The following is a 15642-nucleotide window of genomic DNA, read 5'->3' on the forward strand; positions in this document are numbered from 1 at the left end:
CATCACTCCCCGCGCCGCCACCGCCAGTCGAACTCCCCGGCCGCCGGCGGCGGGCCGGGCAGCGGTTCCGCGCCCGGCACCGCCGACAGGCCCGCCAGCAGCACCGCGAGCTGGCGGCGGCGCAACTCCGCGGTCCGCTTCGAGTCGGGTACGCGCACCGCGGCGCACGCCTCCAGCAGCAGCCCCAGATCCTGTACGACCGCGTCGGGGCGCAGCCGCCCGCTGGCCCGGGCCCGATCGAACAGGGCGGTTGCCAGCTCGTTGGCACGCAGCGCGTCCCGGCCCATCTCCTCGGTCGGCGTGAAGGTGCCGGCCAGGTGGACGGTGAGCGAGTGCACGTCGGCGTCGACCACCCCACCCAGGAACCCGGTGAACGCGGCCCAGTCGTCCGGCTCGGCCAGGGCGGACTCGGCCTCGGCGACGTACCGACGCAGCCCATCGTGGCAGAGCTGGCGCAGCAGGTCCTCCTTGCCCGCGTACCGCCGGTAGAGCGCGCTGATGCCGACGCCCGCACGTTCGGCGACGGCGGCGATCGGCGCCTTCGGATCGTCGAGGAAGACCGCGCGGGCGGCTTCGAGGATGACCTCGTCGTTGCGGGCGGCCTGGGCGCGGCGGCCGGCCAGCGTCTTGCCGGGAGTCGTGGACATGACCTCAGACTAACAGTGGAACGGATCATTCCGGTCTGCTACTCTGATTGCAGAACGAAACATTCCGTTCCGAAGGAGTTCGAGATGACCGGCACCGCGATCCGCCCGTTCCGCGTCGAGATCCCGCAGATCGCTCTCGACGACCTCGCCGCCCGGCTGGGCCGCACGAACTGGCCCGCCGAGCTGCCCGGCGCCGGCGACGCCTACGGGATGAGCACCGACCGGGTACGCGCCCTCGTCGACCGCTGGCGCGACGGTTTCGACTGGCGGGCTGTCGAGGCCCAGTTGAACGCGCACCCGCAGTTCGTCACCGAGATCGACGGTGAGCAGATCCACTTCCTGCACGTCCGGTCGTCCCGGCCGGACGCCACCCCGCTGGTGCTCACCCACGGCTGGCCCGGCTCGGTCCTGGAATACCTGGACGTGATCGCCCCGCTCACCGAGCCGACCGACCCGGACGCCCCGGCCTTCCACGTGGTCATCCCGTCGCTGCCCGGCTTCGGGTTCTCCGGCCCGACCCGCAGCGCCGGCTGGAACCGGCACCGCACGGCCCGCGCCTGGGCCGAGCTGATGAACCGCCTGGGGTACGACAGCTACGGCGCGATCGGCAACGACGCCGGCTCGATGATCGCGCCCGAGTTGGGCCGGGTCGATTCGGAGCACGTGCTCGGCGTACACGTCACCCAGCTCTTCTCGTTCCCCTCGGGTGACCCGGCCGAGTTCGCCGACCTGTCCGAGGCGGATCAGGCGGCGCTCAAGCACCTGCAGTGGTTCTACGAGAACAAGTTCTCCTTCAACCAGGTGCACAGCCAGCTGCCGCAGACCCTGGCGTTCGCGCTGGCCGACTCCCCGGTCGGGCTGCTCGCCTGGAACGCGCAACTCTTCGACGAGGGCCTGGACACCGACTTCATCCTGGCCAATGTCGCGCTCTACTGGTTCACCGGGACGGCCGCCTCGGCGATCCGGTTCTACTGGGAGGACGCGCACGCCGAGCAGTCACCGACCGCGCCGACCACCGCGCCGACCGCGCTGGCCATGTTCCCTGGCGACTTCCAGTCCATCCGTCGCTTCGCCGATCGGGACCACGCGAACATCGTCCGGTGGACGGCGTACGGGACGGACGTCGAGGGCCGCGGTGACGTCGGCGGCCACTACGCGGCCCACCAGGCCACCGACGTGCTGGTCACCGACATCCGCGAGTTCTTCGCCAGCCTGCGCTGACCACGGCGTCCGGTGCGATTGATCGGTGCCCGCTCCGCTCGACCGGGGCGGGCGCCGACGCTTGATCCACTCGACTTCCAGAAAGTCGCGGTATCCGGACCGCCAGGACGCCGCGACATCATGAAAACCGAGTCGATCACGGTTTTGTACGGCCCCTAAAGGCCGATTCGCCGGGGCAACCGCGCGGTGCACGGGGTTTCGTGGTCAGCGCGGAGCACGCAGCGACGGCCACCGTCCAGCCGCCGGTCGCAGAAGACCCAGTGTCGTACCCCTTGGTCGTCCTCGGTCGAGACGGTGATCCCGCCAAGGTCGATCCGGGCAAGAAAGGCCAGCGACCGACCCGCGGTCCGCCCCAGCATCGCGCAGGACATCCGCGACAAGATCGCTTCTGGCGAATACGCGCCAGGCGACAAGCTGCCATCCTTGCGCGAGATGATCGCGCACTATGGCGTATCCGCCGAGCCGGTCCGCTCGGCCCTGTTGATCCTGCAAGCCGAGGGCTTGATCGAGGGCCACCAAGGCAAGGGCACGTACGTGGCCGAGAAGTAGATCTTGGTGCGAAAGCGCCCCTGGAGGGGCCGAATTCGTCCAAGATCTCTGACGGTGATCACGTAGCCAGGGTCGTCAGGACTTGTCGAGGATGATTTCCGTCCAGCGGCGTTCGGCCACCTGGCCGATTCCGAGCAGGATGTCACCGTCCCTCGGCGCGGATCGGATCCCACCCTCGGCGCAGTCGCCACAGCGCCGGAAAGGACCTGCGGTCTGGTCGCTCCCCGACCAGCCACGCCGTACCGTCCCGCTCGACCACGGCCCGCAGCACACCAACGTGCCCGTCGGGAGCCGGCACCGGGGTCTGCTGCCAGCTCCGCCCCCGGTCGAACGAGACCGCCGCGTACGGCTTCCCGTCCTTTGTTCCGGCCGCGACCACCAGCTGGCCGTCGCCCGCGTCGACAGTGTTCAATCCGGGTACGCGCGGCTGCGCGGCCAGCGGGCGCAGCCGTTGGCCGTCCCACTCGCCGACCTGCCCACTGCCCTCGATCAACTGGAATCGACTCTGCGCGCCGACCCACTGCGGCGGCGGCCCGTCCAGCCTGTGCGTAAACGAGGTGCCACCGTCGGTCGAGGTCCACCAACCGTGCGGCTCACTCCACAACGTCAGAACCCCCGGCGCGGCGTAGAGCTGGTGGTTCTCCGCCGCCGGGTGGGGATGTCGCACCTCCCGCCAGGACCGTCCGCCGTCGTCGGTGGCGAGCAGTCGCGCCGGACAGTCGTCACCGGGCGGCGGCTCGCCGCAGTTGGCGAAGAGGGCGTAGCCGTGCTCGGCGTCGACGAACTCGACGTACGGAGGGTCGTACCGCTGCGGAACGGCGACCCGGACGCGGCGTACCTCTGCGACGGCGGCCGATGGAGACGGCGCGGTGACGGCCGCTCGGGACGACGGGGTCGGCGGCTTCCAACGGACCTCGTCGATCGAACACCCCGCCAACAGGGGTACAAGCAGCAGCACCGCCCGACCTGATCTCCGTCCGATCATCGGCGTCTCCGAAGCGGTAGTCTTGCCCGGGTGCGAGTACGCGTTGAACAGACTGCCTTGCCGGGCATCGGAGTGCGTCACGATCTGGTGACGGAGTCCGGACGCCGCCTGGGCGTCGTCTCCCACCGCAATGGCCGCCGTGATCTCGTCCTCTACGACCCCGACGATCCCGACTCCTGCCAGGCCGACATTCCGCTGACCGACGACGAGGCTGAGGCTCTGGCCGACATCCTCGGCGCGTCGCTGATGCTCGGCCAGCTCTCCGGGCTGCGTGAGCAGGCCGCCGGTCTGCTCACCGAGCAGATCGCCATCACGGCCGGCTCGCCGTACGTCAACCGGAAGCTCGGCGACACCAAGGCGCGTACCCGCACCAGCGCCTCCATCGTGGCGGTTCTGCGCGAAGGCGAAGTGATCGTTTCGCCACTCCCCTCCTTCCGCTTCGCAGCCGGCGACGTGGTGGTCGTTGTCGGGACCCGACGGGGTCTCGACGGCGTGTCCGCCATCCTCGCCGACAGTGACCCGGACGGCTGAGGCGGATGCACGATTCCACCACTCTGCTCGTCGAAGTCGGCGCGCTACTGCTGCTGCTTGGCGTCCTCGGCCGGCTCAGCCGCCGGGTAGGCCTCTCACCCATCCCTCTCTACCTGCTCGCCGGGCTCGCGTTCGGGCACGGCGGGTTACTTCCGCTCGCCGCCAGCGAGGAGTTCTTCGCGGTCGGGGCCGAGATCGGCGTCATCCTGCTGCTGGTGATGCTCGGCCTCGAATACTCGGCAAACGAGCTGGTCGGCAACCTCCGCTCGGCGGCCCCGGCGGGGCTCATCGACGGCGTCTTCAACGCGTTGCCCGGCGCGGCGTTCGCCCTGCTGCTCGGCTGGGACTGGGTGGCCGCCCTGGTGCTCGGCGGCATCACCTGGGTCTCCTCCTCTGGCGTGATCGCCAAGGTCCTCGCCGACCTGGGACGACTCGGTAACCGGGAAACCCCGGTGATCCTCTCGGTCCTGGTGATCGAGGACCTGGCGATGGCGCTCTACCTGCCGCTGGTCACCGCCGTGCTGGCCGGCACCGGCCTGCTCGGCGGCGGCATCGCACTCGCCGTCGCGGTGGGCACGGTGCTGCTCGTGCTGGTGGTCGCCATCCGGTACGGCCACCTCATCTCGTCCGCCCTGTCGGCGAAGGACCCGGAGGCGCTGCTGCTCGGCGTACTCGGTCTGACCCTGCTGATCGCCGGCCTCGCGGCGAAGTTGCAGGTGTCGGCGGCGGTCGGCGCGTTCCTGGTCGGCATCGCGCTCTCCGGTCCGGTGGCGCACCACGCGACCGAGTTGCTCTCGCCACTGCGGGACCTGTTCGCCGCGGTGTTCTTCGTCTTCTTCGGCCTGGTCACCGACCCACGGGACATCCCGCCGGTGCTGCTGCCGGCGCTCGCGTTGGCCGTGGTCACGATGGCGACGAAGACGCTCACCGGCTACCTCGCGGCCCGCCGGGTCGGCATCGCCGAACCCGGTCGATGGCGGGCCGGCCTGGCACTCGTGCCGCGCGGTGAGTTCTCCATCGTCATCGCCGGGCTCGCGGTGGCCGCCGGCAGCGTCGAGCCGCGGTTGGCGGCGCTGGCCGCGACGTACGTCCTGATCACCGTGGTGACCGGGCCGATCCTCGCCCGGCTGCCGGACTTCCCGTGGTTCAAGCGGTGGCTACGTAACCGCGCGGCGGCCCAGCGGCCAGCGCCGGTGCCGATCCACGACTGAGGACCCGGCCCGACCAACGGTTGCTGAATTGCTCCGCACAGGTACTACCGCAGCACCCGGCGGCGGGTTACCGTTTCGCCCCAGCAGCCAGGGTCCGCAGGCAGCGTTGCCAGACGCGGGCGAGAGCGGAAGGTTGGCCGGTGAGCGTGCAGCAGTCGACGTTCCACGGCTTCGCCAACCCCGTCGATCCGAGTCCGGCGGAGTTGCGAGCTTGGGCATACCAGCCCGATTCGGTGCCGTTGGCTTCCATGCCACCCGACTGGGACCTGCTGGTCTCCGGCGACCGGCTGGTGCTGACGCTCTTCGAGTTGGCGATGGATCCGACCTGTCCGGCGCGGCGCTTCGCGTTGCACTGTCTCTACATCTACGCGGCCGACGGCATCCGGACGAACTTCCGCGCGCACCCCAAGCGTCGCTTCCGCAAGATCGTCGAGCAGGCCGAGCGGGACGGCGACGAGCTGATGAAGATCTGGGCGCACAACGGGCGGGTGCTGCTGGCCCGACCGGATCTGTTCACCTACCGGGACTGGTGCGAGGGCGGCCTGGTCCGCGAGAACCGCCGCCTCGGCTGAACTGCTGGCTTCGCTTCACCACCGGTGACGGCGAAGACGACGCCGAACGAGCCGGGACCCCCCGTGAGTCCCGGCCCGCACGTCGGTATCCGCTCAGTCCTGCTTGCGTTCAGTCCCGGCTCGGCCCTTGTCGCCACCACGGTCGCCCTGTTCGGCGAACCGGCCCGCGACGACCCGGTCCCGATAGGTCCCCTCGGTCACCTTGTCGAACTTCTTGCGGACGGTCTCGGCCAGGTCTTCCAACCGATCCTCCGTCTGCTGCGCCGCCTTCTTCGCCTGCTCCGCCATCGCTCCCCCTCGCCATGCCGGCAGGTCCGAATTAAGCCGATTGGACCCGTAATTACAGGCTACCGAAGCGGCCCGGACCGCGCCGGAAATCCGGCGCAGTCCGGGCCGAGGAGACAGATCCGTCAGAAGCGGCAGGTCAGCGATCGGGCGTACGGCGAGGGCGCCAGACCACCAGCGCGGTGGACGTGCGATTTGTCGGCACCAGATCCCGGCCGGGGAAGCGGGCCAGTGATTCCAGCTCGGCCACCCGGCGGTACGCGGCGTCCAGCTCCGCCTCCAGTCGGGCCACCCGCTGCTGCGCCTGCTCCAACAGCCGCTCCAGCCCGATGATCCGCTTGACGCCGGCCAGGTTGATCCCGTCGTCCTGACTGAGCCGCTGCACCTCGCGCAGCAACACCACGTCGCGGACGCTGTACCGACGCCCGCCGCCAGCGGCCCGACCAGGCTGCACCAGCCCCAGCCGGTCGTACTGGCGCAGGGTCTGTGGGTGCATCCCCGCCATCCGAGCCGCAACCGAGATCATCAGCACCTTGGCCTCGTAGGCAGGGTCGCCTGAACCGAGGAACTCGCCCGACATCCCGCTCACCTCCGCGTCCATCTCACCGGACTAACTGACTCGACGCACCCGTGCGTCGAGATGTTCCCGGGCCGCCGGCGGACTCTGCTCGGCGAACGCCTCCAACGCTGTACGCGCCTCGTCGGACAACCGGGCCGGCACCACCACGTCCAACGTGACCAGCAGGTCACCGGCCTGCCCGTCGCGGCGAACCACACCCTTGCCCCGGGCACGCAGCACCCGCCCGCTCGGTGTCCCCGGCGGAACCCGCAGGGTCACCGCGCCGTCGAGCGTGGGCACCCGCAGGTCCGTGCCGAGCACGGCCTCCGCGAACGTAACCGGCACGCTCAGCGTCAGGTCGTCACCGGTACGCCCAAACAGCTCGTCGGGCCGAACCTTGACCTGCACGAAGAGGTCACCGGCTGGGCCGCCGCGCTCGCCCGGCTCACCGCGCCCGGCCAACCGGATCCGCTGACCGTCGGCCACCCCGGCCGGGAAGCGCACGTTCATGGTGCGGGTCTTGGTGACACCGCCGCTGCCGTGGCACTCCGGGCACTTCTCCTCGACCACCGTGCCGACACCCTGGCAGTTGCGGCACGGCTCGGAGAAGCTGAACGACCCCTGGTTGCGGGTGGTCACGCCGGCACCATGGCAGACCGGACAGGTACGCGGCTGAGTGCCGGGCTTGGCCCCGTTGCCGTGACACGTTTCGCAGACCCCCGGCGCGCGCAGCGTCAGAGGCAGCGTCACCCCGCGCACCGCGTCACCGAAGTCCAGCGCCACTTCGGTCTCCACGTCCCGACCACGACCTGGGCCGCGCGGCGCCGCCTGCCCACCGCCCTGCGTACCGGTGAAGATCGAGCTGAACAGGTCCTGGAAGCCGGAGCCTCCGAAGCGACGGTCACCGCCACCGCCACCGAACATGTCGGAGACGTCGAACGGCATGCCGCCCGGCTGCCCCTCGCCCCGGGCGTTGCGTCGGAACGCACCCGAGCCGAACAGCGAGCGCATCTCGTCGTACTCGCGGCGGCGCCCGGAGTCCGACAGCACGTTGTACGCCTCGGACGCGGCCTTGAACCGTTCCTCGGCCTTGGGGTCGCCCGGGTTGTGGTCCGGGTGCGACTCCCGGGCCACCTTGCGGTACACCTTCTTGATGTCGTCCGCGGAGGCGGCCTTGTCCACGCCGAGCACGGCGTAGAAGTCCTTCTCGATCCAGTCCTTCGAACTCACCGGTCCACCCCCTTTCGACCATCGCGGCCTGGCCGTCCCGCCCACCGCTGCGCGGTGGGCGGGACGGCCCGGTCACTGTCTCGCACTATTCCGGATCCGCGACCGCGACCAGCGCGGGGCGCAGCAGCCGCTCACCGAGCTGGTAGCCGCGCCGCATCACCTGTACGCAGGTCGGCTCGCTGACCTCGGCCGAGGTCTGGTGCGCGACCGCCTCGTGCCGGGTCGGGTCGAACGGATCGCCCTGCTCGCCGAAGGCGTTCAGGCCGAATTTGCCCAGCGCGGTGGTGAGCTGTTCCGCCACCGTGCCGAACGGCCCGACCAGGTCGCCATGTTCCCGTGCCCGGTCCAGGTCGTCCAGGATCGGCAGCAGCGCGGCCAGAACCGAACCGGTCGCCTGCTCCTGCACCAGGTTGCGGTCCCGGTCGACCCGCTTGCGGTAGTTGGCGTACTCCGCCGACACCCGCTGCAGGTCCCTGGTCCGCTCGTCCAGCTCGGACCGGAGCGCCTCCAGCTCAGCGCCGAGCGAGCTGGAGCCGCCGCCGTCCACCGGCTGCGCCGGGGCGTCCACCACCGCCGGGCCGGATGGCTCCGGTCCGTCGGTGGAGTTGACCTCGACCTCGATCTCGTCGACCACGACCTCGGCGTCCTCGACCAGCCCCTCGGCCGGTACGCCGTTCTCCGCGTCGGCCGCGGTCCCCTCCGGCTCGGAGGTGTCGACGAGCTTGCGGTTGTTGCGGATGACGACCCGCTCCCCGTCGCCGGTGGTCGGCTCCGTGGGCGCGGAGCCACCCGGCGTCGACCCGGTGTCGCCCGGGTCGGCGGCTCGTGGCTTCTGCGTCATGCGGCTACCTCATCCCATTCGCCGTGGATACGTGTCGGAGGCCGACGGTCACTTCTTGCCGTCCTCGTCCACGATTTCCGCGTCGACCACGTCGTCGGCGCCACCGGCCTGCGCGCCAGCCTGTGGGCCGGTCGCGCCCGGGCCGGCCTCGCCACCCGGCTGCTGACCCTGCTCGGCCTGCTGGGAGTAGAGCAGCGAACCGGCCTGCTGGGAGACCTGCGCCAGCTTCTCGTGCGCGGACTTGATCTTCTCAATGTCCTGACCGCCGAGGGCGCCGCGCAGCTCGCCGAGCGCCTCGGTGAGCTGCTCGCGGTTCTCACTGGGCAGCTTGTCGCCGCTCTCGGCGAGGAACTTCTCGGTCTGCCACTGGAGCGCCTCGGCCACGTTGCGGGTCTCGGCGTCGTCGCGGCGGCGCTTGTCCTCCTCCGCGTGCTCCTCGGCGTCCCGGCGCATCCGCTCGATGTCGTCCTTCGGCAGCGAGGAGCCACCGGTGATCGTCATCTTCTGTTCCTTGCCGGTGCCCAGGTCCTTGGCGTGCACGTTGACGATGCCGTTGGCGTCGATGTCGAAGGCGACCTCGATCTGCGGCACACCGCGCGGCGCCGGCGGGAGGCCGGTCAGCTCGAAGGTGCCGAGCTTCTTGTTGTAGGCCGCGATCTCCCGCTCACCCTGGAAGACCTGGATCAGCACCGACGGCTGGTTGTCGTCCGCCGTGGTGAAGACCTCGGAGCGCTTGGTCGGGATGGTGGTGTTGCGCTCGATCAGCTTGGTGAAGATGCCGCCCTTGGTCTCGATGCCCAGGCTCAGCGGGGTCACGTCGAGCAGCAGGACGTCCTTGACCTCACCCTTGAGCACACCCGCCTGGAGGGCGGCGCCGACGGCGACGACCTCGTCCGGGTTGACGCCCTTGTTGGGGTCGCGACCGGTGAGCTGCTTGACCAGGTCGGTCACGGCGGGCATCCGGGTCGAGCCACCGACCAGGATGACGTGCTCGACGTCGGAGATCTTGATCCCGGCGTCCTTGACGGCCTGCTCGAACGGGCCCTTGCAGCGGTCCAGCAGGTCCTGCGTCATCCGCTGGAACTCGGCGCGGCTGAGCGTCACGTCGAGGTGCAGCGGGCCGGCCGCGCCAGCGGTGATGTACGGCAGGTTGATGTTGGTGGTGGTGGCGGCGGACAGCTCGATCTTGGCCTTCTCGGCGGCCTCACGGAGGCGCTGGAGGGCCATCTTGTCCTGGCCGAGGTCGATGCCGTGCTCACCACGGAACGTCTTGACCAGGTGGTCGATGATCCGCTGGTCCCAGTCGTCGCCACCGAGGTGGTTGTCACCGCTCGTCGACTTGACCTCGATGACGCCCTCGGCCAGCTCCAGCAGCGACACGTCGAAGGTGCCGCCGCCGAGGTCGAAGACCAGGACGGTCTGCTCCTTGGAGCCCTTGTCCAGCCCGTACGCCAGGGCGGCCGCGGTCGGCTCGTTGACGATCCGCAGCACGTTGAAGCCGGCGATCTCACCGGCCTCCTTGGTGGCCTGGCGCTGGCTGTCGTTGAAGTAGGCCGGGACGGTGATCACCGCGTCGGTGATCTGCTCGCCCAGGTACGCCTCGGCGTCCCGCTTGAGCTTCATCAGCGTCCGGGCCGAGATCTCCTGCGGGGTGTACTTCTTGCCGTCGATGTCGACGGACCAGTTCGTGCCGACCTCGCGCTTGACCGACCGGATCGTCCGGTCCGGGTTGGTCACCGCCTGGCGCTTGGCGACCTCACCGACGAGCACCTCGCCGTTACGGGCGAACGCGACGATCGACGGAGTCGTCCGCGACCCCTCAGCGTTGGCGATGACGGTGGGTTCACCGCCCTCGAGAACGCTGACGCAGGAGTTCGTCGTGCCGAGGTCGATACCGACCGCACGTGCCATCTTCGCTTCCTCGCTTCGTAAGGTTGTGCAGGTGACGGGCACCGCCCGTGCTGCCTGGCGAGCACCGCCCGCAGCGGGCCCCACCACAAGTTGAGTGAACTGGACTCAATAGTGCCACGCGTTGGCGAATCGTCAAGTTGGGTTGAGTCAACCCGACGCAACCCAGCCGTAATTACCGTCCGGTTGTCTTCCCTTGCGTCGGTCGGGCACGCTTTAGCGGTGACGACGCACGGCGATTCCGCCACCCGTTCCGGCGTGCCCGCCGTCGCAGCCCGCACCGGCCCGTCGGACGCCGCGGAGGAGCCCCCCGCCACAACCGGGGACGACAGCCTCCCCGGCGCGCTGTCGGGCCTCCGGGAGGCGATCGGTGCGACCCGGTACCCCCTCGCGCTGCCCTCCGCCGCCTCCGCCCGGCGCACCGCCAGCGCCCTCACCGACCAACTCGGCGACTACCTGCTGCCTCGGCTCGCCCGGCTCGACGCCCCCCTGCTCGTGGTCGTCGGCGGCTCCACCGGCGCGGGCAAGTCGACCCTGGTCAACAGCCTGGTCAAGGCCCGGGTCAGCGCCGCCGGCGTGCTCCGACCCACCACCCGCTCCCCGGTGCTGGTCTGCAACCCGTCCGACGCGGCCTGGTTTCGGCAGGGTGACCTGCTGCCCGGGCTGACCCGCACCACCGAGCCGAGCGACGATCCACACGCCCTGCACCTCGTCACCGCCCCGGCCCTGCCCGCCGGGCTGGCCTTCCTCGACGCGCCCGACATCGACTCGGTGGTCGACGCCAACCGGGCGCTCGCCACCCAACTGCTGGCCGCCGCCGATCTCTGGCTCTTCGTCACCACCGCCGCCCGGTACGCCGACGCGGTGCCCTGGGAGCTGCTGCGCAGCGCCCGGGCGCGCGGCGCGGTGATCGCCATGGTGCTGGACCGGGTGCCCGCGGAGGCCACCGACGAGATCGCCGCGCACCTGGCCGAAATGCTCGCCGAGCAGGACCTCGACCGGGCGCCGCTGTTCGTGTTGCCGGAGACGTGGGTCGACGGTCAGGGGCTGCTGCCCGAGGGCGTGACCGCGTCGCTGGCCGACTGGTTCGCCCGGCTCGCCGGCGACGCGGACGCGCGGGCCGCGGTGGTCCGCCAGACGCTGGACGGCGCGCTGGCCGCGCTCCACCCCGCCGTCGAGGAGCTGGCCGACGCCGCCGACGAACAGGTCGCCGCCGCCGACGGGCTGGACGAACGGGTCCGGGCCGCGTACGCGGGTGCCGAGCGCACCGTCGAGCAGGGGCTGCAGGACGGCCGGCTGCTCCGGGGCGAGGTGCTCGCCCGCTGGCAGGAGTTCGTCGGCACCGGGGAGCTCTTCCGCACTCTGGAAGCACGCATCGGCCGCCTACGGGACCGGGTCGTCGCCGCTGTCACCGGTCGACCGGCACCCGCCGTCGAGCTGCGCAACGCCATCGAGTCGCAGCTGGTCACACTGCTGCGCGGGGTGGCCTCGGAGGCCGCCGAATCCGCGTACACCGGGTGGAAGGCGCACCCGGCGGGCGCCGGGCTGCTCGAACCGGCGCTCGCCCACCCGAGCGACGACCTACCGGAACGCGCCGAACGGATGGTCCGGGACTGGCAGCGCGGGGTGCTGGAGCTGGTCCGGGTTGAGGGCGGCGACAAGCGGTTCGTGGCCCGCACCGCCGCCTACGCGGTCAACGCCACCGGGTTGGCCGTGATGATCGCCGTGTTCGCCTCCACCGCGTTCATCCCGACCGGGCTGGAGCTGGCCACCGGGGCCGGCACCACGGTCGCCGCGCAGGCCGTACTCCAGGCGATCTTCGGTGACCAGGCGGTGCGTACCCTTGCCGTCAAGGCCCGCACCGACCTGCTGGCCCGGGTGCGGACGCTGCTCGACGCGGAGGCCGACCGCTTCCTCAGCCGCACCGCCGACGCCCGCACCGCCGCGGACGCCGGCGACGGGCTGCGCCGGGCCGCCGGCCGGGTCGAGCTGGCCCGACACCGCAGCGGCCTGTCCGCCGACGGCGACGCCCAGCCGCCGGGTGACGAGGAGGACTCCGGGTGACCAACATCACCGGCCGGGTACGCGAGGCGTTCCGCGGTGACCAGCGGGTCGACGCCGACGCGTTGATCGCCCGACTGGACGCGGTACGTCGCTTCCTGACCGCTGTCGACGGCCTGCTGCCCGACGCCGAACTGGTGCCCGCGCACACCCTGGTCGAGCGGGCCGGCACCCGGCTCGCGTTGTCCCGGGACCACACCGTGGTCGCGCTGGCCGGTGCGACGGGCAGCGGCAAGTCCAGCCTCTTCAACGCGCTGGCCCAACTGGAACTCTCGCCGGTCGGGGTCCGCCGGCCGACCACCGGCGTCACCCACGCCTGCGTGTGGGGGCCACTGGAGGGCGCCAACCGGCTGCTCGACTGGATCGGCGTACTGCCCCGACACCGCTTCGTCCGGGAGAGCGCCCTGGACGCGGACGACGAGACGGCGCTGCACGGGCTGATCCTGCTCGACCTGCCCGACTTCGACTCGGTGCAGCGGTCCCACCGGCTCGAGGTGGACCGGCTCCTCGGCCTGGTCGACCAGGTGGTCTGGGTGGTCGACCCGCAGAAGTACGCCGATCGGGTCATCCACGACAGCTACCTGCGCGAGTTCCACCGGCACCGCGACGTCACAGTCGTCGTGCTCAACCAGGCCGACCGGCTCACCCCGGCCGAGTTGCCCCGGGTCCTGGACGACCTGCGCCGACTACTCGACGCGGACGGGCTGACCGGCGTGCCGCTGCTGTCCACCGCCGCCATCGATCCGGCCGGGATGGTGGGGCTGCGCGGCGCGATGGAGCGTACGGTCGCCGAGCGGCAGGCCGCGCTGCGCCGGCTCGCCGGTGACGTCGACACGGTTGTCACCGGGCTGGACGAGCTGGTCGGCTCGGCCCGACCGGCGGGTGGGCCGGACGACACAGCGGTCGACGGGCTGAACCGGGCGTTGGCCGGGGCGGCCGGCGTGCCCGCCGTCACCGAGGCGGTGGAGCAGGCGTACCGGCACCGGGCCGGCGCGGCCACCGGCTGGCCCCTGGTCCGGGGCTGGCGGCGACTGCGACCCGACCCGCTGCGTCGGCTGCACCTGCCCGGTCCGACCGGCGACCAGACCGACCCGGCGGAGAGCCTGGTCGCGGCCACCTCGGTTCCGGACCCGACGGCCGCCCAGCGCTCGGCGCTGGGTCTCGCGATCCGCGCGGTGGCCGACCGGGCCGCCACCGACCTACCCGCCGCCTGGCCCGGTGCGGTGACCTCCGCTGCCCGGTCCCGCCTCGGCGACCTGCCGGACGCGCTGGATCGCACGATCGCCGGCACCGACCTCGGCCTGGACCGTCGACCGCTGTGGTGGCGGCTCGTCGGCGGTGTGCAGTGGTTGGTCACCCTCGCCGCCGTGGTCGGGCTGGGCTGGCTGGTGCTCGGCTACGCGCTACGGGCGCTCGGCCTGCCTGCGCTGGACAACCCGATGGTCGGTCAGGTGCCGCTGCCCACCCTGCTGCTGCTCGGTGGCCTGCTGGCCGGGCTCCTGGTGGCGGCGCTGACCCGACCGCTGGTGCGCTGGGCTGCCCGACGCGCCCGGGCCCACGCCGAGCAGCGGCTGACGGCGAAGGTCGCCCGGGTGGGCGACGAGTACGTGTTGACACCGGTGCGGATCGTGCTCGGCTCGTACGCGCAGGCGCGCGACGCTCTGCGGGACGCCGCCCGCCGCTGACGCCCGCGACTCGCTACCGCTCTCCGTACGCCCTGGGCGGCGTAGGGTCGAGGCATGGCCACGCCTGAGACCCCCTACGACGCGGTGCTGCACGCCGCACGCGACGTGACCAAGCTGGAGTCCGCCCTCGACGCCGAGATGCTCGGCAGCGCCCTGCTGGGCAGTGTCTACGCGATCGCGGAGACCGACCGCGACACCGCCGTACGGGAGTTCGTCACCGGGTTCCTCGCCGCAACCGCTCGTCGCCGGATCGCGGCGGCGACCACCATCCGGCAGGTCTTCGCCACGCTGGTCCCGAACGCCGAGGGCACCGAGCGGGTGCGTCCGGGCAGCCAGGCGCCCGCCTGGTCCGGTCAACTCGGCCGGGTGCACCTCACCGGCACCTGGGCGTACGGCGACGTGTACGGCGACCAGACCTCCTACCTCGCCACCTTCGCCTACGACGACGCGTCCGGCGGCGCCGAACACGCGTTGGTGGCCCTCGTGGACCACAACATCGGGATCACCAAGGACATCTTCGTCGGCGGGCCGGCCGAACGGATCCTGGACCAGGTCCGACAGATGTGCGCCGACGACGAGTTGACCTGGTTCCGCACCGAGAACCCGGCCCGGCTCCGTGGTGAGGTGGCCCGCCACCTCGCGGTGACCGACGACCTGAGCGAGCTGCCCGGCGAGGGGTCCCTGGCAACCGACCGGGCGCTGGTCGGTGCCCGGCTGGCGATGCTGCCCACCGCGGTCGACCCGACCGGCCCGGCCGAGGTCGAGCCGCTCTCCGCTGCCGAGCGCACCGACCTGGTCCGGCGGTTCCTCGCCGCGCCGGAGGCCGCCCGTTTCGGGCTGGACACCGTCGACGGCCCGGAGTTGGCCTCCCTGCACTTCTGCCTGAGCCTGGTGCTCGACCATTCGGCGAGCTTCCCGGACGGCGACCCGATGCGCTGGAGCCCCGCGGTGTCCGGGCTCTTCCTGCTGGACTGGGTGCACCGCCGCGCGGTGCTGGACATGGACGACGCGGCGATGCTGCCCCGGGTGCTGCGCGCCTGGGCGCGGTACGCGTCGCGCCAACGCGGGCTGCCCGAGGCGGCGGCGACGCGCACCGACGAGGCGATCGAGGAGATGGTGCCGGAGTTCGCCCGCCTCTACTCGACGGGTGAGCGGCGCAGCCCGGCGACCGCCGCGGTGGCGCAGCTGATGGCCGACGGGGTGGACCCGGACGACCCGGCCGCCCTGGACGCCTGGATCGAGGCGAACCGGCACCGCCTCGCCGACGACGGCGCCTGACGAATTTCGGGGTGGGCGGCACCGCGCCGCCCATCCCGGGGCCCGCCGGACGCAGCGCCCCTCGGTCGGGGTGGCCTCC

The 15642-nt window shown here is 71.6% G+C and carries 16 protein-coding genes; 8 read left to right on the forward strand and 8 right to left on the reverse strand.

Annotated elements, in window-relative coordinates; all coding sequences use genetic code 11:
• Positions 1–2: 2 nt before the first annotated feature.
• On the reverse strand, positions 3–647 hold the full coding sequence (locus C7C45_RS07150) for a TetR/AcrR family transcriptional regulator (RefSeq protein WP_110562847.1): 645 nt from the start codon (positions 645–647) through the stop codon (positions 3–5).
• Between the two features lie 84 nt (positions 648–731).
• On the opposite strand from C7C45_RS07150, the gene C7C45_RS07155 reads away from it, so the two are divergent.
• Entirely contained in the window at positions 732–1868 is a 1137-nt protein-coding gene (locus C7C45_RS07155) for an epoxide hydrolase family protein (protein WP_110562848.1), read from the forward strand.
• Positions 1869–2023: 155 nt separating this feature from the next.
• Here the strand turns inward: C7C45_RS07155 and C7C45_RS34830 are convergent, their stop codons facing one another.
• Entirely contained in the window at positions 2024–2239 is a 216-nt protein-coding gene (locus C7C45_RS34830) for a hypothetical protein (RefSeq protein ID WP_110562935.1), read from the reverse strand.
• Here C7C45_RS34830 and C7C45_RS07165 point away from each other — a divergent pair.
• Positions 2163–2417, forward strand: coding sequence for a winged helix-turn-helix domain-containing protein (locus C7C45_RS07165; RefSeq protein ID WP_425271120.1), 255 nt, complete (start codon positions 2163–2165; stop codon positions 2415–2417). The two genes, C7C45_RS34830 and C7C45_RS07165, sit on opposite strands and share 77 nt — an antisense overlap.
• Before the next feature lie 142 nt (positions 2418–2559).
• Here the strand turns inward: C7C45_RS07165 and C7C45_RS07170 are convergent, their stop codons facing one another.
• Entirely contained in the window at positions 2560–3402 is an 843-nt protein-coding gene (locus tag C7C45_RS07170; protein ID WP_146247285.1) for a beta propeller repeat protein, read from the reverse strand.
• A 30-nt stretch (positions 3403–3432) separates the two neighbouring features.
• Between C7C45_RS07170 and C7C45_RS07175 the strand changes: the two genes are divergently transcribed.
• From C7C45_RS07175 to C7C45_RS07185, 3 genes are all read left to right on the forward strand, one after another.
• Positions 3433–3933 (forward strand): cation:proton antiporter regulatory subunit, encoded by a 501-nt coding sequence (locus C7C45_RS07175; RefSeq protein WP_110562850.1) that lies wholly within the window; start codon positions 3433–3435, stop codon positions 3931–3933.
• A gap of 5 nt (positions 3934–3938) precedes the next feature.
• Positions 3939–5144, forward strand: a complete 1206-nt coding sequence (locus tag C7C45_RS07180; protein ID WP_110562851.1) for a cation:proton antiporter — start codon at positions 3939–3941, stop codon at positions 5142–5144.
• 140 nt (positions 5145–5284) lie between these two features.
• Complete coding sequence (locus C7C45_RS07185; RefSeq protein WP_110562852.1) at positions 5285–5716, forward strand: hypothetical protein; 432 nt, start codon at positions 5285–5287, stop codon at positions 5714–5716.
• A gap of 93 nt (positions 5717–5809) precedes the next feature.
• Here the strand turns inward: C7C45_RS07185 and C7C45_RS07190 are convergent, their stop codons facing one another.
• The 5 genes from C7C45_RS07190 to dnaK form a co-directional block, all read right to left on the reverse strand.
• Positions 5810–6004 (reverse strand): hypothetical protein, encoded by a 195-nt coding sequence (locus tag C7C45_RS07190; RefSeq protein ID WP_110562853.1) that lies wholly within the window; start codon positions 6002–6004, stop codon positions 5810–5812.
• Positions 6005–6140: 136 nt separating this feature from the next.
• Complete coding sequence (locus C7C45_RS07195; RefSeq protein ID WP_030332087.1) at positions 6141–6581, reverse strand: heat shock protein transcriptional repressor HspR; 441 nt, start codon at positions 6579–6581, stop codon at positions 6141–6143.
• Positions 6582–6611: 30 nt separating this feature from the next.
• Positions 6612–7790: a molecular chaperone DnaJ gene (dnaJ, locus tag C7C45_RS07200; RefSeq protein ID WP_110562854.1), complete on the reverse strand. Its 1179-nt coding sequence runs from the start codon at positions 7788–7790 to the stop codon at positions 6612–6614.
• An 85-nt stretch (positions 7791–7875) separates the two neighbouring features.
• Positions 7876–8631, reverse strand: a complete 756-nt coding sequence (grpE, locus tag C7C45_RS07205) for a nucleotide exchange factor GrpE (protein ID WP_110562855.1) — start codon at positions 8629–8631, stop codon at positions 7876–7878.
• A gap of 48 nt (positions 8632–8679) precedes the next feature.
• Entirely contained in the window at positions 8680–10542 is a 1863-nt protein-coding gene (gene dnaK / locus C7C45_RS07210) for a molecular chaperone DnaK (protein ID WP_110562856.1), read from the reverse strand.
• 219 nt (positions 10543–10761) lie between these two features.
• Here dnaK and C7C45_RS07215 point away from each other — a divergent pair, with 219 nt between their 5' ends.
• The 3 genes from C7C45_RS07215 to C7C45_RS07225 are packed head-to-tail and all read left to right on the forward strand — an operon-like array spanning position 10762 to position 15563.
• On the forward strand, positions 10762–12603 hold the full coding sequence (locus tag C7C45_RS07215; protein WP_110562857.1) for a GTPase domain-containing protein: 1842 nt from the start codon (positions 10762–10764) through the stop codon (positions 12601–12603).
• Positions 12600–14285: a GTPase gene (locus tag C7C45_RS07220; protein ID WP_110562858.1), complete on the forward strand. Its 1686-nt coding sequence runs from the start codon at positions 12600–12602 to the stop codon at positions 14283–14285. The genes C7C45_RS07215 and C7C45_RS07220 overlap by 4 nt, the downstream gene beginning before the upstream one ends.
• A 54-nt stretch (positions 14286–14339) precedes the next feature.
• A complete protein-coding gene (locus tag C7C45_RS07225) occupies positions 14340–15563 on the forward strand; it encodes a hypothetical protein (protein WP_110562859.1) in 1224 nt (407 codons plus the stop codon).
• The last annotated feature ends 79 nt before the right edge of the window (positions 15564–15642 follow it).

This window comes from Micromonospora arborensis (genome assembly GCF_003205615.1).
GTDB lineage: Bacteria > Actinomycetota > Actinomycetes > Mycobacteriales > Micromonosporaceae > Micromonospora > Micromonospora arborensis.

What these genes read in the sequence shown, in the direction of transcription:
- C7C45_RS07170 (WP_146247285.1), bottom strand. Translation starts at nt 3,402, where the DNA reads ATGATCGGACGGAGATCAGGTCGGGCGGTGCTGCTGCTTGTACCCCTG.
- C7C45_RS07150 (WP_110562847.1), bottom strand. Translation starts at nt 647, where the DNA reads ATGTCCACGACTCCCGGCAAGACGCTGGCCGGCCGCCGCGCCCAGGCC.
- C7C45_RS07155 (WP_110562848.1), top strand. Translation starts at nt 732, where the DNA reads ATGACCGGCACCGCGATCCGCCCGTTCCGCGTCGAGATCCCGCAGATC.
- C7C45_RS07225 (WP_110562859.1), top strand. Translation starts at nt 14,340, where the DNA reads ATGGCCACGCCTGAGACCCCCTACGACGCGGTGCTGCACGCCGCACGC.
- C7C45_RS07190 (WP_110562853.1), bottom strand. Translation starts at nt 6,004, where the DNA reads ATGGCGGAGCAGGCGAAGAAGGCGGCGCAGCAGACGGAGGATCGGTTG.
- C7C45_RS07195 (WP_030332087.1), bottom strand. Translation starts at nt 6,581, where the DNA reads ATGTCGGGCGAGTTCCTCGGTTCAGGCGACCCTGCCTACGAGGCCAAG.
- C7C45_RS34830 (WP_110562935.1), bottom strand. Translation starts at nt 2,239, where the DNA reads ATGTCCTGCGCGATGCTGGGGCGGACCGCGGGTCGGTCGCTGGCCTTT.
- C7C45_RS07180 (WP_110562851.1), top strand. Translation starts at nt 3,939, where the DNA reads ATGCACGATTCCACCACTCTGCTCGTCGAAGTCGGCGCGCTACTGCTG.
- dnaK (WP_110562856.1), bottom strand. Translation starts at nt 10,542, where the DNA reads ATGGCACGTGCGGTCGGTATCGACCTCGGCACGACGAACTCCTGCGTC.
- grpE (WP_110562855.1), bottom strand. Translation starts at nt 8,631, where the DNA reads ATGACGCAGAAGCCACGAGCCGCCGACCCGGGCGACACCGGGTCGACG.